This is a genomic window from Superficieibacter sp. BNK-5, assembly GCF_047456055.1.
Lineage (GTDB): Bacteria > Pseudomonadota > Gammaproteobacteria > Enterobacterales > Enterobacteriaceae > Superficieibacter.
Genome location: NZ_CP179893.1, coordinates 1,549,183 through 1,572,594 on the forward strand (window position 1 = coordinate 1,549,183; position 23,412 = coordinate 1,572,594).

20 protein-coding genes are annotated in these 23,412 nt (G+C 55.9%); 6 read left to right on the forward strand and 14 right to left on the reverse strand.

Going from position 1 to position 23,412, the window contains the following annotated elements; genetic code table 11:
* Positions 1-149: 149 nt before the first annotated feature.
* On the forward strand, positions 150-1,301 hold the full coding sequence (gene yiaY, locus ACMGGS_RS07440; protein WP_414166221.1) for an L-threonine dehydrogenase: 1,152 nt from the start codon (positions 150-152) through the stop codon (positions 1,299-1,301).
* Positions 1,302-1,319: 18 nt separating this feature from the next.
* On the opposite strand, the gene ACMGGS_RS07445 is transcribed toward yiaY, so the two are convergent.
* Entirely contained in the window at positions 1,320-2,207 is an 888-nt protein-coding gene (locus ACMGGS_RS07445) for an ROK family protein (protein ID WP_414165600.1), read from the reverse strand.
* Between the two features lie 166 nt (positions 2,208-2,373).
* Here ACMGGS_RS07445 and aldB point away from each other — a divergent pair, with 166 nt between their 5' ends.
* The gene (gene aldB / locus ACMGGS_RS07450; RefSeq protein WP_414165601.1) at positions 2,374-3,912 is read left to right on the forward strand and encodes an aldehyde dehydrogenase AldB; all 1,539 of its coding nucleotides are present in this window, start codon (positions 2,374-2,376) and stop codon (positions 3,910-3,912) included.
* 122 nt (positions 3,913-4,034) lie between these two features.
* Here the strand turns inward: aldB and ACMGGS_RS07455 are convergent, their stop codons facing one another.
* The 3 genes from ACMGGS_RS07455 to ACMGGS_RS07465 form a co-directional block, all read right to left on the reverse strand.
* A complete protein-coding gene (locus tag ACMGGS_RS07455) occupies positions 4,035-4,346 on the reverse strand; it encodes a hypothetical protein (RefSeq protein WP_414165602.1) in 312 nt (103 codons plus the stop codon).
* Between the two features lie 92 nt (positions 4,347-4,438).
* Positions 4,439-6,406 carry a glycoside hydrolase family 127 protein gene (locus ACMGGS_RS07460; protein WP_414165603.1) on the reverse strand — a complete coding sequence of 656 codons (1,968 nt, stop codon included), beginning with the start codon at positions 6,404-6,406 and terminating at the stop codon, positions 4,439-4,441.
* Complete coding sequence (locus tag ACMGGS_RS07465) at positions 6,399-7,799, reverse strand: MFS transporter (RefSeq protein WP_414165604.1); 1,401 nt, start codon at positions 7,797-7,799, stop codon at positions 6,399-6,401. The genes ACMGGS_RS07460 and ACMGGS_RS07465 overlap by 8 nt, the downstream gene beginning before the upstream one ends.
* A 259-nt stretch (positions 7,800-8,058) precedes the next feature.
* Here ACMGGS_RS07465 and ACMGGS_RS07470 point away from each other — a divergent pair, with 259 nt between their 5' ends.
* Positions 8,059-8,877, forward strand: coding sequence for a helix-turn-helix domain-containing protein (locus tag ACMGGS_RS07470; RefSeq protein WP_414166222.1), 819 nt, complete (start codon positions 8,059-8,061; stop codon positions 8,875-8,877).
* Positions 8,878-8,953: 76 nt separating this feature from the next.
* The gene (locus tag ACMGGS_RS07475) at positions 8,954-10,297 is read left to right on the forward strand and encodes a DUF4026 domain-containing protein (protein WP_414165605.1); all 1,344 of its coding nucleotides are present in this window, start codon (positions 8,954-8,956) and stop codon (positions 10,295-10,297) included.
* Positions 10,298-10,345: 48 nt separating this feature from the next.
* Here the strand turns inward: ACMGGS_RS07475 and araD are convergent, their stop codons facing one another.
* The 8 genes from araD to yiaK form a co-directional block, all read right to left on the reverse strand.
* The gene (gene araD, locus ACMGGS_RS07480; RefSeq protein ID WP_414165606.1) at positions 10,346-11,041 is read right to left on the reverse strand and encodes an L-ribulose-5-phosphate 4-epimerase; all 696 of its coding nucleotides are present in this window, start codon (positions 11,039-11,041) and stop codon (positions 10,346-10,348) included.
* Positions 11,035-11,895: an L-ribulose-5-phosphate 3-epimerase gene (locus tag ACMGGS_RS07485; RefSeq protein WP_414165607.1), complete on the reverse strand. Its 861-nt coding sequence runs from the start codon at positions 11,893-11,895 to the stop codon at positions 11,035-11,037. Before ACMGGS_RS07485 ends, araD begins: the two co-directional genes overlap by 7 nt.
* Complete coding sequence (gene ulaD / locus ACMGGS_RS07490) at positions 11,895-12,551, reverse strand: 3-keto-L-gulonate-6-phosphate decarboxylase UlaD (protein ID WP_414165608.1); 657 nt, start codon at positions 12,549-12,551, stop codon at positions 11,895-11,897. The genes ACMGGS_RS07485 and ulaD overlap by 1 nt, the downstream gene beginning before the upstream one ends.
* A complete protein-coding gene (locus tag ACMGGS_RS07495; RefSeq protein WP_414165609.1) occupies positions 12,548-14,053 on the reverse strand; it encodes an FGGY-family carbohydrate kinase in 1,506 nt (501 codons plus the stop codon). The genes ulaD and ACMGGS_RS07495 overlap by 4 nt, the downstream gene beginning before the upstream one ends.
* A gap of 171 nt (positions 14,054-14,224) precedes the next feature.
* Positions 14,225-15,544, reverse strand: coding sequence for an MFS transporter (locus ACMGGS_RS07500; RefSeq protein ID WP_414165610.1), 1,320 nt, complete (start codon positions 15,542-15,544; stop codon positions 14,225-14,227).
* Positions 15,545-15,599: 55 nt separating this feature from the next.
* Positions 15,600-16,532: a DUF4862 family protein gene (locus ACMGGS_RS07505; protein WP_414165611.1), complete on the reverse strand. Its 933-nt coding sequence runs from the start codon at positions 16,530-16,532 to the stop codon at positions 15,600-15,602.
* Between the two features lie 44 nt (positions 16,533-16,576).
* Positions 16,577-17,041, reverse strand: a complete 465-nt coding sequence (locus ACMGGS_RS07510) for a YhcH/YjgK/YiaL family protein (RefSeq protein ID WP_414166223.1) — start codon at positions 17,039-17,041, stop codon at positions 16,577-16,579.
* A complete protein-coding gene (gene yiaK, locus ACMGGS_RS07515) occupies positions 17,022-18,050 on the reverse strand; it encodes a 3-dehydro-L-gulonate 2-dehydrogenase (protein ID WP_414165612.1) in 1,029 nt (342 codons plus the stop codon). Before yiaK ends, ACMGGS_RS07510 begins: the two co-directional genes overlap by 20 nt.
* Positions 18,051-18,273: 223 nt before the next feature.
* Here yiaK and yiaJ point away from each other — a divergent pair, with 223 nt between their 5' ends.
* Both yiaJ and ACMGGS_RS07525 read left to right on the forward strand, forming a co-directional pair.
* A complete protein-coding gene (yiaJ, locus tag ACMGGS_RS07520; RefSeq protein WP_414165613.1) occupies positions 18,274-19,089 on the forward strand; it encodes an IclR family transcriptional regulator YiaJ in 816 nt (271 codons plus the stop codon).
* A gap of 229 nt (positions 19,090-19,318) precedes the next feature.
* On the forward strand, positions 19,319-19,873 hold the full coding sequence (locus ACMGGS_RS07525; protein WP_414165614.1) for a 4Fe-4S dicluster domain-containing protein: 555 nt from the start codon (positions 19,319-19,321) through the stop codon (positions 19,871-19,873).
* Here ACMGGS_RS07525 and avtA read toward each other — a convergent pair.
* The gene (gene avtA, locus ACMGGS_RS07530; protein WP_414165615.1) at positions 19,792-21,042 is read right to left on the reverse strand and encodes a valine--pyruvate transaminase; all 1,251 of its coding nucleotides are present in this window, start codon (positions 21,040-21,042) and stop codon (positions 19,792-19,794) included. The genes ACMGGS_RS07525 and avtA overlap by 82 nt on opposite strands.
* A 168-nt stretch (positions 21,043-21,210) precedes the next feature.
* Positions 21,211-23,244, reverse strand: a complete 2,034-nt coding sequence (locus ACMGGS_RS07535; protein WP_414165616.1) for an alpha-amylase — start codon at positions 23,242-23,244, stop codon at positions 21,211-21,213.
* Positions 23,245-23,412 lie beyond the last annotated feature (168 nt).

Sequence of the window (23,412 nt, forward strand, 5' to 3'; positions counted from 1 at the left end):
TAGGCCGGATAAGGCGAAGCCGCCATCCGGCATCGCGGGCAGGGCGTAATATTTTTTATTTATACCCGACCTTTATTTTTTAACGCGACATCACACTCTCTCCACCCGCATAAGCATATATTTCCTTCAGTTTTTACTTTTTCGAGGAAATTATTATGCCCGCATTTTATATCCCAGCTATAAATATTCTTGGTATGAATACTCTGGCCGAAGCGCTGGAGACCATGGTCAGCTTTAATTTCAAAAAAGCGCTGATCGTCTGCGGCACCACCCTGAATAAGCAGGGGATCGTCGATCGTATTCAGGCCGATTTACAGCAGAAAGGCATCGCCAGCGTGGTCTATAACGGTTCCCGCCCTAATCCCGGCGTGAAGAGCGTCAATGCGGGGCTGGCGGTGCTGCGTGAGCATCAGTGCGACTGCGTGATCTCCATCGGCGGCGGCTCGCCGCACGACTGCGCGAAGGGCATTGCGCTGGTCGCCACCAACGGCGGCGATATCCGTGACTACGAAGGCATTGACCGCTCCACCAAACCGCAACTGCCGCTGATTGCCATTAACACTACCGCCGGGACCGCTTCAGAAATGACGCGCTTCAGCATCATTACTGACGAGGAACGGCATATCAAAATGGCGATCGTCGATAAACACGTCACGCCGCTACTGTCGGTCAACGATCCGGCGTTAATGATGGGAATGCCCGCCTCCCTGACCGCCGCCACCGGCATGGACGCGCTGACCCACGCCATTGAAGCCTATGTTTCCATCGCGGCGACGCCCATCACCGACGCCTGCGCGCTGAAAGCGATAGCAATGATCGCCGAACATCTGGCAGTGGCCGTCGCGGATGGCCGCAACGAAACGGCGCGCGAAGCCATGGCCTATGCGCAGTTCCTCGCGGGTATGGCATTTAACAACGCCTCGCTGGGCTACGTTCATGCGATGGCGCACCAGCTGGGCGGATTTTACGATCTGCCGCACGGCGTTTGTAACGCGATCCTGTTGCCGCACGTGCAGGCGTTTAACAGTAAAGTGGCGGCGGGGCGTTTACGTGACTGCGCCGGGGCGATGGGCGTCGATACCCGTTTGCTGAACGATGAGCAGGGTGCGCAAGCGTGCCTTGAGGCGATCCGCAAACTGGCGCGCCAGGTGGATATCCCGACCGGTCTGCGCGATCTGCACGTCAAAGAGGAGGACATTCCGCTGCTGGCGACTAACGCCCTGAAAGACGCCTGCGGCCTGACCAACCCGATTCAGGCCACCCACGATGAGATTATGGCAATCTATCACTCCGCCATGTAATCGTGCCGCTGCGCCCCGTTATTTTCCCCGGGGCGCAGTTTTACGCTGCGCCAGCCATACCGCGCCCAGCCTGCCCGCCTGATTACCCAGTTCGCACGGATGAATCGGCACCTGTAGCGCCTCCCACATCTCAAACTTTTCCAGATGGCGGTTTAATAACGGATACAGTTTCTCCTGCTCGCTGACCCCTCCGCCGATCAGCACGACCTGCGGGTCAAACATAGAAATCACGCTGTAGACGCCGCGTGCAAGGAAACGGCCCCAGTCATTGACCGCTTCGCGCAGATGGACATCGCTCTCCATGCGTTCAAAAATCTCCTTTCCGTGCGGCATCTCTTCGGCAGGCAGCGCCAGTGCCTGACGACAGAGCTTCATTAGCCCTTTAGCCGACGCTATCTCATGCATACATTCGCCGTTATTACCGACCGGGATCACGCCGAACTCTCCGGCATGGAAATGTGAACCGCGATACAGTTCGCGATCGACAATAATACCGCCGCCGATGCCGGTGCCAAGGGTAATGCAGACTAAATTATCGTATCGCTGGCCCGCGCCGCGCCACATCTCGCCCAGCGCGGCGCAGTTGGCATCGTTCTCTACCACCAGCGGCAGATCGGTCAACTCACCAAACATCTCCAGCAGATTTTCATCGTCCAGATAGTCCAGCGCGCCCGCCTTTGCCGCATGACCGGTATGCGGATTAATATGCCCAGGAAAGCTGATGCCGATGGCCACAATATCATGTTCCTTTTGGCAGGCCGCTACTGCCTCCCGCCATTTATCTTTGAACGTTTGCGCATCTTCCGGCGTATCGTATTCTTCATTGGTTAACTCCTCGCCGTCCTCATCGATCACGCCATACTTAATATGGGTTCCCCCAACATCAAAACCGATATAACGCTGCATATCTTCTCCAGGAGTTAAACCGTCACTTTCTAAGTATGGCTGAAGCCAGCCGGGGAAACGTAAAGGTAAGTAATTCGTGAAGCGCGTCGTAAAGCGATGAATGACTGGCGAATAATTCACCAGCGGCGTCTACCCTTGTAAGACTATCCGTGACAAGGAGCAGCCCATGACCAACAATCCTTCCTCTTCCCGCATTCAGCCCGGCGAATATGGTTATCCTCTTGAACTGAAATCGCGTTACGACAACTTTATCGGCGGCGACTGGGTCGCACCGGCGGACGGCGAATACTATAAAAACCTGACGCCGGTGACCGGGCAGTTGCTCTGTGAGGTTGCCTCCTCCGGCAAGAGAGATATTGACCTGGCGCTGGATGCCGCCCACAAGATAAAAGATAAATGGGCGCATACCTCAGTGCAGGATCGCGCCGCGATCCTGTTTAAAATCGCCGATCGCATGGAGCAGAATCTGGAACTGCTGGCGACGGCGGAGACCTGGGATAACGGTAAGCCAATCCGCGAAACCAGCGCCGCCGACGTGCCGCTGGCGATCGACCACTTTCGCTACTTCGCTTCCTGCATCCGCGCGCAGGAAGGGGGCATCAGCGAAGTGGATAGCGAGACCGTCGCCTATCACTTCCACGAGCCACTGGGCGTGGTCGGGCAAATTATTCCGTGGAACTTCCCGCTGCTGATGGCCTGCTGGAAAATGGCTCCGGCGCTGGCGGCAGGTAACTGCATCGTGCTTAAACCGGCACGCCTGACGCCGCTTTCGGTGCTCCTGCTAATGGAAATCATTGGTGATTTGCTGCCACCGGGCGTACTTAATGTGGTCAACGGTGCAGGTGGTGAAATCGGTGAATATCTGGCGACCTCGAAACGGATTGCGAAGATTGCCTTTACCGGTTCGACCGAAGTCGGCCAGCAGATCATGCAGTACGCCACGCAGAACATCATCCCGGTAACGCTGGAGCTGGGCGGTAAATCGCCCAATATTTTCTTCGCCGATGTCATGGATGAAGAAGACGCCTACTTTGATAAGGCGCTGGAAGGATTCGCACTCTTTGCCTTTAACCAGGGCGAAGTCTGTACCTGTCCGAGCCGGGCGCTGGTGCAGGAGTCGATCTACGAGCGCTTTATGGAGCGCGCCATCCGCCGCGTAGAGAGCATTCGCAGCGGTAACCCGCTCGATAACGGCACGCAGATGGGGGCGCAGGTGTCGCAGGGTCAGCTTGAGACCATCCTTAACTACATCGACATTGGTAAGCAGGAAGGGGCGGATATCCTGACCGGCGGGCGGCGCAAAGATCTCACGGGCGAGCTTCAGGGCGGCTATTATCTTGAACCGACGATTTTGTTCGGGAAGAACAATATGCGCGTGTTCCAGGAGGAGATTTTCGGCCCGGTACTGGCGGTCACCACCTTTAAAACCATGGAGGAGGCGCTGGAGATCGCCAACGATACCCAATATGGTCTGGGCGCGGGCGTCTGGAGCCGTAACGGTAGCCTGGCGTATAAAATGGGGCGCGGCATCCAGGCCGGACGCGTGTGGACCAACTGCTATCACGCTTACCCGGCGCACGCGGCCTTCGGCGGCTATAAACAGTCCGGGATTGGCCGTGAAACCCATAAGATGATGCTGGAGCATTACCAGCAGACCAAATGCCTGCTGGTCAGCTACTCTGACAAACCGCTGGGGCTGTTTTAGTTCGTTGCCTGAAAAACCTGCCGGGCGGCGCTGCGCTTGCCCGGCCTACAAAAGGTGGACGCATCAGTATCCGTAGGCCCGGTAATCGCAGCGCCACCGGGCATGAAGTAGCGGGACTAACGTTAATCCAACACCTTCACCTGTAGCGGACGAAAACGGCTATACACCCACAGGCCAAAACAAACGATCGTCCCGAAGAACATGGTGAAAAGAACGCTGATAAACAACCCGCTCACCAGCGCCAGCGGCAGGGCGAGAACGCCGTGTACCGTCTCGTTATTCCAGCTCACCATGTCATAGCCGAAAATGCCCATCACCCCGCAAATCAGGCTAAAAATCAGCATCGGAATGCTAAGGCCGATAAGCATTAAACGATAGATAACGGAGGCTTTAACGCGCTTAACGGTGATCCCAGAGGCGATGTCTTTACTCATTATGTTTTTCTCTATGCTGGTATAAATGCGGTAGAGAATAGCATGAGATATGACTTGAGACCCGGCAAACTCATGCCGCCGGGCCGTATCGCTTACTGTATTTCATTCACCCAAATCCGCATCTCCCCCTCGCCGCGGTTGGCCCAGCTAAACCACGGAATAAAGGTTAGCGTCTGCGGTTGGGACGTCGCAGGGGGCGCATCGTAATGCCAGAGCGGTTGCTGCGTGGCGTCGGCTGTCGTCTGCTTAACGCCTTCTGCCTGAAGCAGCACTTTGTGAGCGAAAATTCCTTTACCTTCAAAGGCGGTAAAGGTGCTCTCTTTAGGCAACCATAGATTATGCAGTTCTTCGCCGTTATCCGCCTGTTCAAGACAGTACACCAACGGCCCGCGCTGAATGGCGACTTTTCCCGCCACGTGGCGCACCAGCGGATTACCGTAAACCCGGCGGATTGGCATCGGCAGAGTGAGCGTTAAGGTATCACCTTCCTGCCAGCGGCGCGAGATGTGCAGATAGCCTTTACGCTCCTCCGGGGGAACCTCCACACCATTTAACATGACCTGCGGGGTCTCGCACCAGTCAGGCAGACGCAGTGCCAGGGTATGATTGACCGGCTGGGGGGAATCGATGGTGATATGCACCTGTTCCTGCCACGGATAGTTGCCGCTAATGCGCAGGCGCAGCGTCTCGTTACCGACCGGGATCTCCACGCTATTACCGACATAGAGGTTGATATACAGTGCGTCCGGGCGCGGCGTATAAATATAATGCCCCAGCGACGTCAGCACGCGGGCGATATTCGGCGGGCAGCAGGCGCAGCCAAACCAGCGCTGGCGCACGGGTTTTACGTGATCGTAGATATGGTTAAACTTCAGCGAACGCGGGTGTACCTCCAGCGGATTGACGTAGAAAAAGTGCTTGCCGTCGAGCGCCATGCCGCCAAGGACGGTGTTGTAAAGCGCGCGCTCCATCACGTCGGCATACTGGCTGTCGGCCTCCATTTCCAGCATTCGACGGGCAAACATCATCAGCCCGATGGACGCGCAGCTTTCAGCATAGACAGTGTCATTGGGTAAATCGTAGTCGCTGCTGAAGGCTTCGCCGCTGCTCTGTGAGCCGATACCGCCGGTAATATAGAGCTGACGCTGAGCCATGTTTTTCCACAGACGCAGGCAGTCCTGCCGCTTGCCTTCATCCTGACTTAAACGCGCCAGGTGTGCCACGCCGGTCATCAGATAGACAAATCGTACCGCGTGACCAATGGCGGTCTGCTGTTCGGCCAGCGGTTGATGTGCCTGGCTGTAGGCTTTGTCTTTCACCATCCATGCCGGACCGTAGTTATTCCAGTAAGATGTTTCCCCGCGCTTTTCATATTCGACGTCGTAAAAGTGCGGCTGCGTGCCGCGTTGCTCAACAAAATAATTCACCAGCGTCAGGTAGCGCGGCTCCTGCGTGACCTCGTAGAGCCGCATCAGCGCCAGTTCGATCTCCGGATGGCCTGGATAGCCATGGAGCTGGTCTTCACCGGGACCAAATACGCTATCGATATGATCGGCCAGCCGACAGACAACGTCCAGCAGGCGGCGTTTCCCCGTCGCCTGGAAGAAGGCCACCGCCGCCTCAATCATATGCCCGGCGCAATAAAGTTCATGGCACTCCGCCAGATTGGTCCAGCGATCTTCCGGCGCTTTGACCGTAAAGTATGTGTTCAGATAACCGTCCTCGCACTGGGCGGCGGCAACCAGTTCGATGACCTCATCGGCGGTTTTTTCCAGCTGCGGATCGGGCTTCTGGCACAGCGACCAGGCGACCGCTTCCAGCCATTTCGCCACGTCGCTATCCTGAAAAACCATGCCGTAAAACTCGCCCTCCTGAAGACCCGCCGCAATGCGGAAATTTTCAATCGCGTGGCTGGGATCGGTTTCGGGGATGCGATCGTTAAGCGCGTCCCACTGATAAGGGATCACCACGTCGCGCACCAGCTGTTGATACTGGCCGAGAAACGGATCGTTCACTTTCAGTTTATGCAGATCGACTTCCATTACAGACTCCTTAAGCATGGGCATGGCGCTGACGTAAATCGGTGGCAATACGCGCCATCATGGGATTATTAAGGCGGCAGGAGCGGATCGAAAATGCCAGCAGCAGATGGAAAAGGGCAGGCAGCAGTGTTTCCATGGCGGTAATGCCCTGTAGCGAGCTGGCGGTTTGGTTAGCCAGACCCGGCTGATACGCCACGAAAATAAAGACCAGGCTGATAATGCCCGCGCTGGCAGCCCAGGCCAGCTTGATGAAAAACAGGTTAAACGCAAAGTTCATGCCCGAAGAACGCACGCCGGTTTTCCATTCGCCGTAGTCATCGGCAAATGCCATCAGCGAGAAGTGCAGCGGCAGCGTAAAACCAAGAATAATGCCGTTCCCGAGAATGACAGCCAGCCATAGCGTCTGGTAAGCCGGGCCGATCGGCAAAAACCACATTGTGACCGCCAGCGCTGCCAGCACCAGATTGGTGTAGTAGTAGAGTTTTACCGTATCGATGCGGCGCGAGAGCGGGTTGACGATCACCGAACCAAGAATGGAAGCAAAGGTCACCATCGTGAAAAAGAGCGAGGTATAAGCCGTACTGCCTTCCAGAGCATAGGTGATGAAATACATATAGCCGCCGCCGCGGATGTTAAACACATTAATCAACAGAAACGACATCACCAGCATCAGCAAAAGCTGATCGTTTTTACGCAAGCCGGCGAGATGCTCGCGCAGGGTGAAGTTGCCCATCGCGCTGAGTGAAACGCGCTCGCGTACCCAGAAAAAGCAGCACAGGAACATGATGACGGCAACCGCGCACAGCACGCCGACGCCCAATTGATAACCGCGTGCCGCATTACCGTTGCCCAGCTCGGCGACCAGCCACGGCAGGCCCACAGAGACCAGAAAACCGGCCACCCCGCACAGCACAAAGCGCCATGACTGGCAGGAGATCACCTCGCTATGCCGGGTAGTCATCGTGTTAATCAGGGCGCAGTAGGGGACGTTGATGGCGGTGTAGCCTACCGAGAGCAGCAGATAGGTGCCGAATGCCCAGGCGATTTTTACGCCCATGCTGGCGTCCGGTACGGTGAAGGTCAGCACGCCGATAATGCCAATCGGCAGCGCGATCCACAGTTGCCAGGGACGAAATCGTCCCCAGCGGCTTTGGGTACGGTCGGCGATAATTCCCATCAACGGATCGGAAATGGCGTCAAACACGCGCAGAGCGATAAATAACGTACCGACCAGCGCGGGTGTCAGGCCGAAAATATCGGTATAGAAAAAGGTTAAAAAATTCATGATCAGACAGGTGATCACTGTCCCGCCGGCATCACCCAGTCCGTAGCCGATTTTTTCACGAATCGACAGTTTTTCATCAAGTGCTTTTTGCGTAATTTCTGTGGCAGTAATTGGGGTGGAAGTCATAAATAACTCCTCGCGTAATCGAAATTTTATCCAGCATTCACCGCTTATTCGCTGGCGGTCTTTTTTGTAATTTGCAAAGTACCCTGTAAATTTTGCATGGAAAAAATTCGTCAACAAGGGAGCAGGGTAGTAGATAAAGATGACGATTCCGACCTGATGATCAAAATGTGATGGCGATCCTGTCGGGCAGCGTAATTTGGTGAATAATCAATAAATAAAGGTAAATCACGGTCGGCAAAGAGCAGAATAATGAATGTCTATGCTTGAATTATCCATAGCGCTTCCGGTGAAGGCACAAAATGGCGGGTTGTTTATTTCGCGTGGCATGGGGAGCCATCCCGCGCGAAAACTCACCTCGTGGGAAGTTATTTTTGTTGAAAAAGGGACATTAACGATTCAGGAAGAGGAGAATGTATTTTCGGTGAACGCCGGAGAGAGCCTGGTATTATGGCCGCAGCGTCATCATGTCGGCGTGGGTGATTTTCCCGCCGATCTAAAATTTTATTGGCTACATTTTGACGTGACAAAAGAAGCGCATCATGGCGAATGGTTAACCCACCTTGCCATACCGCAGCACGTTAAAGTGGGTGACCCGCAATATATGATGTCGCTATTTAGGCAATTCCTTAACGAGCAGGAAAGTATACAGCGTAGCGTGGCGCTGGAATTAGCGTTATTGCTGATCCTGCAACAAATTGCGCTGGGAGCGGACCATAAAACGGATACCGATGATGCGGGTACGGCGCTGGCGTGGAAGGCGCAGCAGCTTATCCGCACCCAGTTTCATCTTCCGCTTTCCACCTCTGCGCTGGCAAAAGAGTTGCACTGCAATGCGGATTATCTGGGACGCGTTTACCGCCGGGTTTTCCGCCTGACGCTAACCGACGCCATCCACCGCCAGCGGGTGCGGGCGGCGGAAAAACTGCTTATCAGCGACGCCCGCTCGCTGAAAGAGGTCGCCGGGCTGTGCGGTTTCAGCGATGTGGGCTATTTCCGGCAAATCTTCCGTAAACATACCGGGTTAACGCCCGCCGCCTGGAAGCGACGGTACTGTAAAGAGCATATTAACTCTGCGTAAAAATCCAGGGAGTTGAATACAAAACGTTCCGTACTTATGCTGGTGGTCTTATTAACGATCGCAGGGAGGCAACCACATGTCGAATAATACTTTTTACCGGGCCGCGCAGCAGGGCAACGTTTTAAAAACGCCGTCAGAATATGTGCTGACGCTACGCGAATCTGTAACGCTGGAAACGCTACGTCAGCGGGCGCAGCAGCAGTCGCTACTGCCTGCGCTGGATATTCGTATTGATGAACAGGAAGAAGAATTACATCTTGTCTTTCAGCAGGATAACGTCATTTATCTTTATCGTGTTTCCCTTTTTACCGATGAATACACGCTTTCCGGGCTGGAGTACACCCCACGGGTGCAGAGCATCGCGCCGGAAATTCTTCAACAGGCGGCGGGCAAGCGGCAGCGCGTCTCAATAACGACGCGATTTCAGGAGGATGTTTTTCTTAGCTGGCAGTACGTATTGAAAGTGATGGCAATCCTCGCCCCGGATCTGCTGATAGGTCAGGACATCAGCGCAGCAGGTAAGCTGTTTGCCCATAACTGGCTGCAATTTGAAGCGCGTCATCCGGCACGCCCGCGCGTAGATTCGCTTTATATTATTCACGCGGTACACGATGACGAAAACAATGATTACTGGCTGCATACGCACGGGCTGGAGCGTCTCGGTCTGCCGGAGTGTGAACTTATTTTTCGTCGTCAGGTCGAGTCGCTGGCCAGCGCGGGCGGATTAATTGAAGCGTTTGTTAATTTCTGCCTTGATAATGGCGGCGTTGATTTTTATACCCCGCAATGGCTGGCGCGCACCGGTGAAGGCGATCAGGCTATTGTGGCGATCCCGTGGGAGCAGGGGCTGGGCTTTGTGCAGTACGGCGGCAACCTCAGCGACCTGCCGGAGCTGGAGGCGATGCCGGAAACACGACCTGAAGAACCCAACGGTCGTTTCAGCGGCGATCTCGCAGACAGGCAGGAAGGACATAACGGCCCTTCCTGCCTGCTGTTCCGCCTGGAGGATGAACGCGGTAACGTGGGCTGCGTGCTTGATGGCGGGCTAAGCGACGACCGGGTGATGTTTATGAAAACCATCGCGCTTTCAGAGAGCGAGGCGCAGAAAGCGCAACTGCGCTGGCCTTATTTTCAGCATATTTTCGATACCCAAAGCGCGACTGAAGACGCCTTATTTATCGTGAAAATGGGTGTGCCGCACGGTGAGGAGAATGAGCATGAGCATATGTGGTTCAAACTGACTGCCGTTCACGAGGATCGGTTGACGGGTATCCTCACCAACCAACCGTTTTATGTCCGGGATATGCAGCAGGATGGCGAATACAAGCTGCCGCTAACACTGGTGAGCGACTGGAAAATTTACCGTCCGGGGCAGGAGTTCAACCCGGATAATATCTTTGAACTGATCTCACATAGCTGACCGCTATCCCGGCGAAAAGGCATGACGTTTTCGCCGGGCAGGACACGCTTATTGTCCGTAATAAGCGTTTTTCCCGTGCTTGCGCAGATAGTGTTTATCCAGCAGTTCCGGTTGCATATCAGGGAGATCCGGGCTGAGCTGGAGGGAGAACAATCCCATACAGGCGCACTCCTCCAGCACCACGGCGTTATGCACCGCGTCGGCGGCGTTTTTTCCCCACGCAAACGGTCCGTGAGAATGGACCAGCACCGCCGGGACCTGCATGGGATCAAGGTCGCGTTCTGCAAAGGTCTTAATAATCACTTCGCCGGTCTGGTACTCGTATTCGCCCGCGATCTCCGCCTGGGTCATCCGCCGCGTGCAGGGAATAGTGCCGTAGAAATAGTCAGCATGCGTGGTGCCCCACGCGGGCAAATCGCGGCCCGCCTGCGACCAGATGGTGGCATGGCGTGAATGGGTATGAACAATGCCGCCGATGCCGGGATAGCGGCGATACAGCGCCAGATGGGTAGGGGTATCGGAAGAGGGCTTTTTATCTCCTTCTACCACTTTACCGGTGGCGATCTCCACCACTACCATATCGCTGGCGGTCATGACGTCATAATCCACGCCGGAAGGTTTAATCACCATCAAACCGCGTTCATGGTCGACGGCGCTGACGTTGCCCCACGTAAACGTCACCAGATGATGAGCGGGCAGCGCCAGGTTTGCCGCCAGCACCTCGGCTTTCAGTTGTTCTAACATATCAATCCTCCTTCCTGCATGCGGGCTTCAATCCAGCGCCGCGCCTGGATAATTTCCAGAACCGGCTCGCTAGCTTTCTCGGTCCACATCTCAATCAGAAATGCGCCGCGGTAATTCAGCTTGCGTAACGTACTGAAAATGCCGACGAAATCGACGCAGCCTTCGCCAAAAGGCACGTCGCGAAACTGCCCGGCACTTTGCGCGGTGACGGGCTGGGTGTCTTTGAGATGAATGGCCGCAATGCGATCGATACCCAGCGAAAGCTCCGCCTGAACGTCGTTGCCCCAGGCGCTCAGATTGCCGACGTCCGGGTAGACACTGAACCACGGCGAGGCGAGCAGTTCATCCCATTTTTTCCATTTGCTGATGGAGTTCATAAACGCGGTATCCATAATTTCTACCGCCAGCATTACCTGCGACGCGGCGGCCTGCTCTACAGCCCACGCCAGTCCTTCGGCAAAACGTTGCTGCGTGCCTTCATCGTGTTCTTCGTAATAGACGTCGTAACCCGCCAGTTGAATGGTGCGAATACCTAAATCGCGGGCGAGGCGGATCGCTTTGCTCATGATCTCGCGCGCCCGGTCGCGAACGGTTTCATCGCGGCTGCCAAAGGGAAAGCGGCGATGTGCAGAGAGACACATTGAGGGAATAGCGACGCCGGTTTCCAGCATGGCCTGCACCAGCGAGGCTCGCTGGGCGGTACTCCACTCCAGACGCGACAGGCGCTCGTCGGTTTCATCCACCGACATCTCGACAAAATCGAAGCCGCAGCTTTTCGCCAGCACCAGCCGCTCCGGCCAGCTCAGTTCTTTTGCCAGCGCCTTTTCATAAATACCTAATGGATGGCTGCGCATTATTGCTCTCCCCAGATGGACCGGATCTGCGCGTGGAATTCCGCCGCGACCTGGGCGGGATCGCGGGCACCCGCCAGCGCCCGTCCGGCGATAAACGCTTTTACGCGGATATCCTTAAATAGCGGCAGATCGGCTGGCGTAATGCCGCCGGTAATGGACAGCTCAAGGCCGATATCGGAGAGCGCCTTCATGCGCGCCAGATCGACCTCTCCCCATTGCTGGCCGCTGGCCTGCGCGTCGCGGCCCCGGTGGTAAATGGCCTGGCGAACCCCGACGCGGTACCAGTCGCGGGCATCATTCAGCGTCCAGTTGCCGAACAATTCAATCTGGATTTCTCCGCCGCGTGCCTGTGCGACCGCATGGCCTTTTTCGATGGTCGCAAGCGGCGCGGCGCAGATAATGGTCATCCAGTTCGCGCCCGCGTCGAACGCCTGCTGCGCCAGCGTTTCTCCGGCGTCCGCGACCTTCCAGTCAGCGACAATAATCTTCTCCGGACACTGGTCGCGTAGCGCTTTGATCGCACCAAGACCTTCGGTCAGACACAGAATGGTGCCAGCTTCGACGATATCGACGTGGTTTTTTAGCAGGCTGACGTCGCGCTGCGCGTCAGCAAGACGGGTGTGGTCGAGCGCCAGTTGCAAAAGGGGTCGGCTCATACGTTGTGCTCCTTAATACGGGCATGAAAACCCTGAAGTGCTTCAATCAGAATCTGGTAACGCTGGTATTTGCGTTGGTAGTTAGCGTGTGCGGTGGCGTCCGGGGTAACGGTTCGCAGGTCCCAGGTCAGTGAGCGCTGCGCCTCGTGAATGCTGGCGTAAACGCCGGTCCCGACCTGCGCCACCAGCGCGGCCCCAAAACAGCCGGTTTCTTCAATTTGCGGCAGCTCCAGCGGCAGGCCGCTGACGTCGGCAAGCATCTGCATCCAGACCTCAGAATGTGCCGGACCGCCGGTAACGCGCAGAGCGTGAACCTCGCGAAAGCGTTCGCGCATTCGGTTGAGGTGGGTCATATGGCTGAACACCACACCTTCAAAAACTGCCTGAAGAAGATGAGCGCGGGTATGCATTGCCTGCATGCCGTAGAACCCGCATGTCATCTCCAGCCCGGCATTGCTGCCGTAAAGAAAGGGCAGAAAAAACAGATCGCTGCCCGCTTTCGGCAGGTCGGCGACGCTGCGGTTAATCTCCTCAAACGACATCTCGCCCCACTGCGCGGTCAGCCACTCCAGATTGCCGGAGGAGGTGGGACTGGCTTCGTGAACGATGTACTGACCGGGCGCGGCGTAACGACCATAGACGTAAGGATGCGTTTCGTTGTGACGCAGTTCATCGGCGATACCGCTGGTGACGGCCCAGGTGCCCATCACCGCGTTAAGGGTATGTTCATCGTTAAGACCCGCACAAAGTGCGGTGGAAACCACATCAAACAGACCGCCCACGACGGGAGTTCCCGCCGCGAGACCGGTGATGGCGGCTGCCTGAGCGGTGATTTCCCCGCATATTTCTGTTGAGCCAACAATCGGTGGCAGGGCGCTGTCAATCTCGCTGATGCCGAGCCAGCGGGTCAGGGCCGGGTCATAGCGTCCGTCATGCATGTTGTAAAGATTGGACTCCGAGATGTTGCTCTCTTCCGCGCCCTTAACGCCCGTCAGGCACCAGCGCAGGTAATCATGTCCCATCATCACGCTGCCGATACGGGCATAGCGCTGCGGTTCATGCTCTTTTATCCAGCGCAATAGCGAGACCGGATGCCCGGTCCACAGGGTCTGACGCGTATGCGGGTAGAGCGTGTTCGGGATGCCGTCCTGCTGCCAGCGACGGACGATCTCCAGCGCCCGACGGTCGGAAGAGAGGATGGCGTTACCTAACGGCCGATCGTTTTTATCCAGCAGGAATAATCCCTTGCCCTGCGCGGAAATGCCGACGCCCCGGATTTGCTGGCCTGTTACGCCCGTCTTCAGCAACAGACGGGCAATAGTGGTCGCGCAATGTTGCCACAGCGCGGACATATCCCGTTCCGCATAACCGGCTTGCGGACTTAACGTGCGCAGCGGCTGGCGGGCGATTCCGTGCTCCTTGCCCTGGCGATCGTATAAACCAGCTTTCAGATAAGTACCGCCACAATCGATACCCAGCCAGAAGGTCTCTTTTTCACTCATCGTTATCATCTCGTTGCCCCCGGTGGCTACAGGTAGCTGCCATGTCTTGTAGGCCTGATAAGCGCAGCGCCATCAGGCATTTCTCCCCGGTGGCGCTGCGCTTACCGGGGCTACGGGTAGCAGCCATGTCTTGTAGGCCTGATAAGCGCAGCGCCATCAGGCATTGTTGCGTTATGCTTCGCGCTTACGCGGATTTACCGGGCGGGTACTTTCAGCTCTGGCATCGCATTTCGCGGGCAGCAGCAACGCCATCAGCGCCGCCAGCGCCAGCGAGATGGCAAGGCAGTACACGCCCGCATCTTTGCTGTAGAGCGTGATCAGCACGCCGACCGCGTAAGGTCCGCAGAAGCCACCGAGGTTGCCGAGCGCGTTAATCACCCCGCGCGCGCCGCCTGCCATTTCGGCGCTGAACAGGCGTGCCGGAATGGTCCAGAACACCCCTGCGGCGGATTGCAGGAAGAAACCGCAGCCGACCAGCGCGGCATAGGAGAGCCAGATATGCGCTTTCAACGTGACGGACAAAAACATGCACAGCGCAAAGCCAATCAGCGGCAGGGAAACAAACAGCTTACGTTTGCCGGTGCGGTCCGACAGGGAGGAGAAGAGGAACATGCCCGCAATCGCCCCGACGTAGGGCAGAACGGCCAGCATCCCTACCTGACCGATGCTGGTGTGCGTCAGCTCTTTAAGAATGGTAGGAAGCCACAGGGTATAACCGTAAATTCCGGTCTGATAAAAGAAGTTCAGCGCGATAAGCTGCCACATGGTTTTGTCGGACAGCACCGCGCTAAGCGAGGCGTTTTTGACCTCTTTCCCCACGATGGCCTGCTGCTCAGCGGCCAGCGTCTCGACCAGATAATTTTTCTCGGCCTCAGAAATCCAGCGCGCTTCCTGCGGACGGTCATAAACGGTAAACGCCCACAGTACCAGCACCACCACCGACAGCAGACCTTCGATGATGAACAGCCAGCGCCAGTCCAGCACGGTGATGATCCAGCCGGAGAGCGGCGCGGTGATGATCCCGGCAATCGGCACAAACATAATCACGATAGCGTTAGCGCGTCCGCGCTCGGCATCCGGGAACCAGTTGCTGATCATCGTCAGCACCACCGGCAACATTCCCCCTTCAGCCACGCCCAGCAGAAAACGCAGCACCAGCAGCTGATACTGGTTAGTGATAAGGCCGGTCAGCACGGAAATCACCGCCCAGGCGACCAGCGACCAGCCGATAAACTTCTTGCCGCTGCCGTGGACGGCGATTTTACCGCCCGGCACCTGCAAAAAGAGGTAGCCAATAAAGAAGATGCCGCCTGCCAGCCCGGCCATAGTGGCGGAAATACCCAGTTCTTCATCCATCCCGCCGGGCATGGCAAAGGCGATATTGACGCGGTCCATATACGAAATAATACAGGCAATAAGGATGGGCGGAATTATTCTTAGCCAGCGTTGATGCGGAATGCCTGCGGGTGTAGAGCCAGATAAAGTATTCATGATGGTTTTCTCATAAAAAAGGTTTTGTTCTGGTGTAATGGCGCAAAGTTTGTTTTTATTTTGTTGCTGTGTTCATTGCATCTATGCCATTGCGTAAAATCGCAACGCGATGCCCGACATCAGCATTAGCATTTATTTCAAGCAGTTTAATACCGGCAAATTGCAGAGTTGCTGCATCGGCCGCATTAAATAATTCACGCGCGCGATCCACCGTCAGCAAACTCCCTTCGCAGAACGGGGCAAAGGGCGCATGTAAATCCTGCCACTCGCCGTAAGCGCCCGTTTCCGTCGTGCCAGAGAACATGAGCGCGCCGAGTTTCCCCGCCCGTTTTGCCATTTGCGTATGCGTCAGCGGCAGCGTGGTATTACGGCCTTCAATGGCGGAACGCGCCCAGTTAATACAGACGCTGATATCGTAGTCGCTGAGCACATCCAGCACGTTCTCCAGCGGCAGAAATCCCTTACGCGGCGCAGGCTGCGTCATTGCATCGCAGTGCTCCAGCACCAGCTTGCATGACCAGTCCCAGCGGGCGATCTCTTTTATCGAGCGGGCGAACGCCTCGGTCGCCTGGTCTGCATCGGCGTTGCCTGCCAGAGGAGCCGCATGGATTTCCAGAGCGATCACTTTGCCGCCGTGCCGGGCGTTAACAGCGGCGATTTTCTGATGCAGATGGCGGTAGTAATCAACGCAGGCCCGACGCTGGGTTTCATCGCTGGAAGCAAGTCCAAAGTCACCGTTGATCCCGCGACGGCGCATGGTTTCCATAATGGCGGTGACAACGATCTGCCATTCTCCCGGCGTGTGTTGCCATAACCACTCGTCACCGTAAGGATGCAGATTTTCCAGGCAGGGTTGCTCCAGTCCGCGTATATCCGCGGTATCGGCGAGCTGCCGCCAGAATGTGCTTTCTTCCTCTTCGCCTTTCTGGTGAAAAGATGGCGCGCAGGGGTACGCGCCAATAATATAACCGGCGTTATTGCTTTTCATATTGTGCTCCTGATATTTATCGGGTTTGATAAATATGCAAGTAATTAAAGCGCCGCGAGGGCAACCTTGACGACAATTTTACGGATGGGTGTTGCCGCTGTTTTATTACAGGCAGGACGATGCACATCCTGCGGAAAAAATATGGCGTAACTGCCCGGCACCATTTCAATAAAAGATTCGTTTTCGCTCTGGTGATAAAAAATAATATCGCGCTGTTCAAGCAGTGATTCGCTAATTTCATTGTTGCCGGTGTCGATGGCAATACCGATTTTCTCTTCGCCCCACGCAAGAAACTGGATATCCAGGTAGCGGCGGTGCACTTCTGGCTTATTCTCCTGCACCTCCCGGGTGGTTAAATCGATAATCTGGGCAAAAATGTCTTTTCCGTCGATCTCTTTGACGCCCGGAGCGAGCTGACGGAAATCCGTAGTGCGCAAAAAGTCGAGTGCCTTTTCGATTGCCGCGGGCAGGCGGCAAGGATTGGGTTGGTTAATGTGACCGAAGATCATCATCCGTCTCCTGTAGCGCCTGAATTTTCGCCCATACGCTGTCATCAATGGTGATGCCGTTGCGACGGTTTTCTTCCAGCAGACGGGTAAACTCGTGTCCAGGCAGGCGAATGGCAACATCTTCATCGGAACGGTCGGCGGTAGTGACAAAGTCCATGATGCGCTGGAGTTTGGCGTCGCGCGTTGCGCCGTCGATCAGCTTATCGACCTCAATGGCGATGAAAATCTGCGAGACGCCATATTCGTCGCTGTTATCCTGGGTGACCTCCGCTACGGATGCACCGTCAGAAAGCAGGGTGGCGATCATGTCCAGCACAATTGAAAGCCCGGAACCTTTCCAGTAGCCCATCGGCAGGATGCGGCGGTTTTTCTCAATCACCCCCGGCTCTTTGGTCAGTTGACCGTCATCGTCAAAGCCGCCGTCCACCGGCAGCGTACGGCCCGCCAGTCGGTTCACTTCCAGCATGCCGTAAGAGAACATCGACATCGACATATCCACCATCGTGATGGGGGTCGACGGGATGGCGACGATCAGCGGATTGGTGCCAATGCGGCACGCTTTCGCGCCCCATGGCGGCATGACTGCAATCGAATTGGTCCAGCAGATGCCGATATAGCCTTTTTCTGCCGCCTGCCAGCCGTAACTGCCGCCGCGCATCCAGTGGTTAGCGTTACGCAGGGCGACCAGCCCGATACCGTGATCCGATGCCAGCTCGGTCGCGCGATCCATCATCTTTTTCGCCGTCAGATTGCCAATTGAACGCTGCGCGTCCCACTGCTCGATCGCGCCGAGGCTGACAATGCGTTTCGGTACCGCGTCGGGAATGATGTCGCCCGCATCGAGTTGCTGAATAAAACGTGGAAATCGGTTTACGCCGTGCGAATACACGCCGGATTCGGTGGTGCGAGCAAACATTTCCGCACAGGCATCGGCCGTGTCGCTGGCGACCCCGCGTGAAAGCAGCACCCGATTGAATGCTTCTTTCAACTGTTCAAATGTGACTTTCATCCCTCTTTTCTCCCGTCTTTGCTTAACGCTGTGAGTGCTTTTTTAGCTCTAAATTTCACTATACGAAATCTGATTTCAAATATAACGATCAATATTTAACAGATCAATGGGAGGCTGTGTTTTTTAAAATATTAAAAATCAACATGTTGTAATTTTTTAGTCCAGATCGTGAACTGAACCACACTTTGCGCTACCATCAGGACGCGACAAAAAGGAGCGAGCAATGAGTACGAAAGAGAGCGATGTGATGCAGGATAAAGAGAGGCCCGCCGGTAGCCAGAGCCTGTTTCGTGGCTTAATGCTGATTGAGATCCTCAGTAACTATCCGAACGGCTGTCCGCTGGCGCATCTGTCCGAACTGGCCGGGCTAAATAAAAGTACCGTTCACCGTCTGCTGCAGGGTTTACAGTCCTGTGGCTATGTGACCCCCGCGCCAGCGGCAGGCAGTTATCGGCTGACGACAAAATTTATTGCGGTAGGACAGAAGGCGCTGACGTCGCTGAATATTATCCACGTTGCCGCGCCGCATCTGGAGGCGCTGAACCTGGCGACCGGGGAGACCATTAATTTTTCCAGCCGCGAAGACGATCATGCGATCCTGATTTACAAGCTGGAGCCGACGACCGGCATGCTGCGCACCCGCGCCTATATTGGGCAGCATATGCCGCTCTACTGTTCGGCGATGGGGAAGATTTATATGGCGTTCGGGCATCCGGATTATGTGGAGACCTACTGGCAGAGCCATCAGGACAGTATTCAGCCGCTAACCCGCAATACGATTACCGGCCTGCCTGCGATGTACGATGAGCTGGCGCAAATTCGCGAGAGCAGGATGGCGATGGACAGGGAAGAAAACGAGCTGGGCGTGTCATGCATTGCCGTCCCGGTGTTTGATATTCACCACCGCGTGCCCTATGCGATTTCGATTTCGCTTTCGACTTCGCGCCTCAAGCAGATCGGCGAGAAAAATTTGCTTAAGCCGTTGCGGGAGACCGCACAGGCTATCTCTAACGAGCTGGGTTTCAGCGTGCGGGAATAAAGGCATAAGGTTGGTGATAAAGCGCCTGGCATCATCGGGGCGACCACCGGGTTGGGCGTCCCTCCGGGAACCCAATCCCGGTGTTTCCCCTGTTAACCTGTTTTCCTGACCGTCAGATGCCCCATCATTCTCTGGCATCTGACAAATCTTTCTCCTTTCCCGCGTCGGATCAAAGCACTGACGCCATCTTCTCTGGCACTCTGCTTTTTTTCCTCTGCCGGAGAAGGGCATGAATCGCTTTATTCGCGCCGATTCCACAAAATGCATCGGCTGTCGCACCTGCGAAGTCGCCTGCGCGGTGTCGCATCAGGCGCAGCAGGATTGCGCCGCGTTAACCGCCGCCGCCTTTATTCCACGTATTCGGGTGATTAAAGCGGATACCTTTTCAACCGCCGTTACCTGCCATCATTGTGAAGACGCGCCTTGCGCCAGAGTGTGCCCCAACGGCGCGATTAGTCGCCGCAATGGTGCGATCCTGGTTGAGCAAAGCCGCTGTATCGGCTGCAAAAGCTGCATGGTCGCCTGTCCGTTTGGCGCGATGCAGGTAGTAACGACGCCGCAGCAGGTACAGGCGCTGAAGTGCGATCTCTGCCAGCATCGCGACGGCGGCCCGGCCTGCGTTGAAGCCTGCCCGACCCATGCGCTTGAATGTCTCGATCCGGATCAATTACAGCGCGCGCGGCTACATACGCCGCGCGGCGTTTATCCTTCCAGCCAGGCGCGTTCGATCTCCTCGGCGAGGATTTTTACCCCTGCCTCGATTTTCTCCGGGTCCGGCACGTAATTCATCCGCATGCACTGGTGGGTGTGCGGCCAGGGTTTGTCCAGACCGGGGAAGAAGTAGTCACCGGGCACCATCAGCACGCCGCGTTTTTTCAAACGCTGGTACAGCAGTTCGGTTGAGATGGGCAAATCTTTAAACCACAGCCAGAGGAAAATCGCGCCTTCAGGTTTGTGGATCAAACAGCGCTCTTCCGGCAGATAACGGCGAATAATGGCGACCGTCTCCTGCACGCGCTGGTAGTAAAACGGTTTGATGACCGTTTCCGACAGGCGCAATAAATCGTTACGCTTAATCATCTCGCACATCATCGCCGGACCCATACCGCCCGGTGCCAGGCTAATGATGCCGTTCATGTTGGTAATGGCGGAGATGATTTTTTCATTAGCGATGATAATTCCGCAGCGGCTTCCCGGCAGGCCCAGTTTGGACAGGCTCATACACAGCACGATATTCGGGTTCCACAGCGGGCGCGCTTCGCTGAAAATAATGCCGGGGAAGGGGACGCCGTAGGCGTTATCAATCACCAGCGGGATGCCGTGCTGGTTGGCCAGCACATCCAGCTTCATGATCTCTTCATCGGTAATGACGTTGCCTGTCGGATTCGTCGGGCGCGAGACGCAAATCATCCCGGTATCTTCGCCCACGTGCAGATGTTCAAAATCAACGTGATACTTAAACTGCCCTTCCGGCAACAGTTCAATATTAGGGCGTGCGGAGACGAACAGATCCTCTTCCAGCCCCGCATCGGCATAGCCTATGTACTCCGGTGCCAGCGGAAAAAGCACCTTGCGCGAAGTGCCGTCGGCGCGTCGTCCGGCAAAAAGGTTAAATAAGTAGAAAAATGCGCTCTGACTGCCGTTTGTTAGCGCAATATTCTGCGGTTCAATATCCCAACCCAGCTCTTTACGTAGCATATCCGCCAGCAGCGCCAGTAATTCGCTTTTCCCCTGCGGACCATCGTAATTGCATAGCGCGTCCGTGGCGTTACCGTTTGCCAGCATATCGGCAAGTAGCTGATGAAAGTAGTCAGTCATCGCGGGGATTTGCGCCGGATTACCGCCGCCCAGCATGATGGCGCCTGGCGTGCGTAAACCGTCGTTAAGGTCCTCCATCAGGCGGGTGATGCCTGAATGGCGGGTGAATTTGTCGCCGAAAAGGGAAAATGTCATAGCGGAGATCTGTCGGGCCTGTTTGAAAGAGAGTAACGATAACGCGCCCTGTGACGCGGTGCAAATCGGGGAAACGGGGAATGGATGACGAATTTAACTACAATTTATTACCAACGCAGATTTTTATGCTGATGCGCGAGGGCAGCACGCGCCCCCGCGATCGACATATTATTCCGCTTTTCCTGCCCAGACGACCATTACGGTATCGTCGCCCTTTTTGCGAATAAAACCGTATCCCTGCGATAGCGTCAGCGTGGTCTGTTTACCCTCGCCGACCGCTGGATGACGGGCGCGGAACTGGCCAAGTTTTTGCCAGTGCGCGACATCCTCTGAGGCTTTCCCGGCGATATCCTGCCAGTTCATCTGCGAACGCGTGCCCTGAAGCGGGTCCGATCCGGTAGGGCCAAAAGGCCGCGCCGACTCATCGCCATAAAAAAACTGTACTGCGCCGGGGGCCAGTAAAAGCAGTTCTGCTGCTTTGCTGCCGCCTTCGCGGAACAGGCGGGTATCGTGGGAAGAGAGATAGCTCAATACGTTAAAGGTCTGGAGCTTATCCGCCATTTGCTGCCAGACAGGGTCGATATTCGCCAGGCAATCTACCGCGCCCGCGGCCTGCTCCTGATAATCGAAGTTGATCATCGCGTCAAAACCGTGGCGGTAGTAGTCGCTCTGCATCACGCCGTGGCCCCAGGACTCGCCGGTCATCCAGAACGGCGCGTCGTCCAGCGCTTTAGTAGGGTTCGCCGCTTTCCACGCCGCGAGCGCCTCGCTGGCCTGGGTTTTAAGCTGCTGCCAGCCCTCCATCTCAACGTGTTTTGCGGTATCGACCCGGAAGCCGTCAATACCGTAATCGCGTACCCATTGACTTAACCAGTGGGTGAGATAATCACGCGGCGTGTAACCCGCGATGGCTTTGGCGTGCGTGTCGGGCTTGTGCTGATAAAACACCGGCAAACCGGACGGCGTGGTAGATTCGGTTTTTAAATCGGGCAGAAAGGCCAGCGACATGGTCAGATCGTCAAAACCGGGATTGTCATAATCGCCGATGTCGGTGCGGATCCAGTTCTTGCCCCACCACTTGTCCCAGCTCGCTTTGTCGCTGAAGTTAATGTAATCGTTAAAGCTGTGCCAGCTCTGTCCGGCGGCGGGTTTCCAGTCGGTCCAGCGATCGCCCAGCGTTTTTTTCAGCTCGTCACCTTTAAGATACAGCGCGCCGAACTGGTACTCCTGCATATCTGCAAGCGTGGCGTAACCGGTATGGTTCATCACTACGTCAAAAAGAATACGGATGCCGCGCTTGTGTGCTTCATCAACCAGTTTATGCAGATCCGCCTCATCGCCCATATTGGCATCCAGCCGGGTCCAGTCCTGGGTGTAATACCCGTGATAGGCGTAGTGTGGAAAATCGCCTTTCGTTCCGCCGCCTACCCAGCCGTGGATTTGCTCAAGCGGCGAGCTTATCCAGAGCGCATTGACGCCGAGCTGTTGTAAGTAGTCCAGCTTGCTGGTCAGCCCTTTTAAATCGCCACCGTGGAAGGTGCCAATCTCTTCCATGCCGTCTTTATGTCGACCGTAGCTGTTATCGTTAGCGGGATCGCCATTGACAAAACGATCGGTCAGCACGAAATAGACGGTGGCGTTGTGCCAGTCGAATGCGGCGGGAGCATCGGTTTCCGCGCGCTCCAGCAGCAAAAGACCCTGGCTTCCGGCGGCAGGTAAGAAGGTCATTTTGCCCTGCTGGACGGTCTCGGTTTGCTGACTATAAAAATCGCGCACGACGCTTCCTTCCGGAAAAGTCTGGCTGACATCCAGCGTCAAAGGTTTACCATCCCACCTCGGACACTGGCGGATAACGGCTGCGCGGGTTTCCTGCGCGGGGCTTTGCACGCGGATCGTCAGGGTCGGCGTGCCGGAGCGGGTATCGACTTCCAGTTGATAATCACCATCGCGGAACAGACGCCACTGGGGCGCATCGCCGCTACAGGGCTTAAGCGACAGCATCTGGTTGAGCTTAACGGCGTCCGCTGGCTGCCAGCACTGCTGGTCAAAATTTAAGGTTAAAGGGCGCGTACCCTTCGTGAGTGCAGCCTGACTGATAAATTTTCCAGTACCTTCCGGCGTGAACGCCGGAAAGCCGGGCGCATTCCAGGCAGCGATTGCCATGCCGGGAAGCAGCAGCGGTAGAAGTGCGGCGAATTTCATGGCGATATCCTGTCACGGTGATTTAGCGCATTTTGCACGCAAATCCTTATCGCGTGCTCCTCCTTAAAAGCAACCTGACGGGGAGGATGGTACAGGGTGAGTGATGGCGCGCAAAAAAACGGCAAAAAGTGAGAGGTTCGTAGCACTTATGGCGCGTAAATGAGCAAA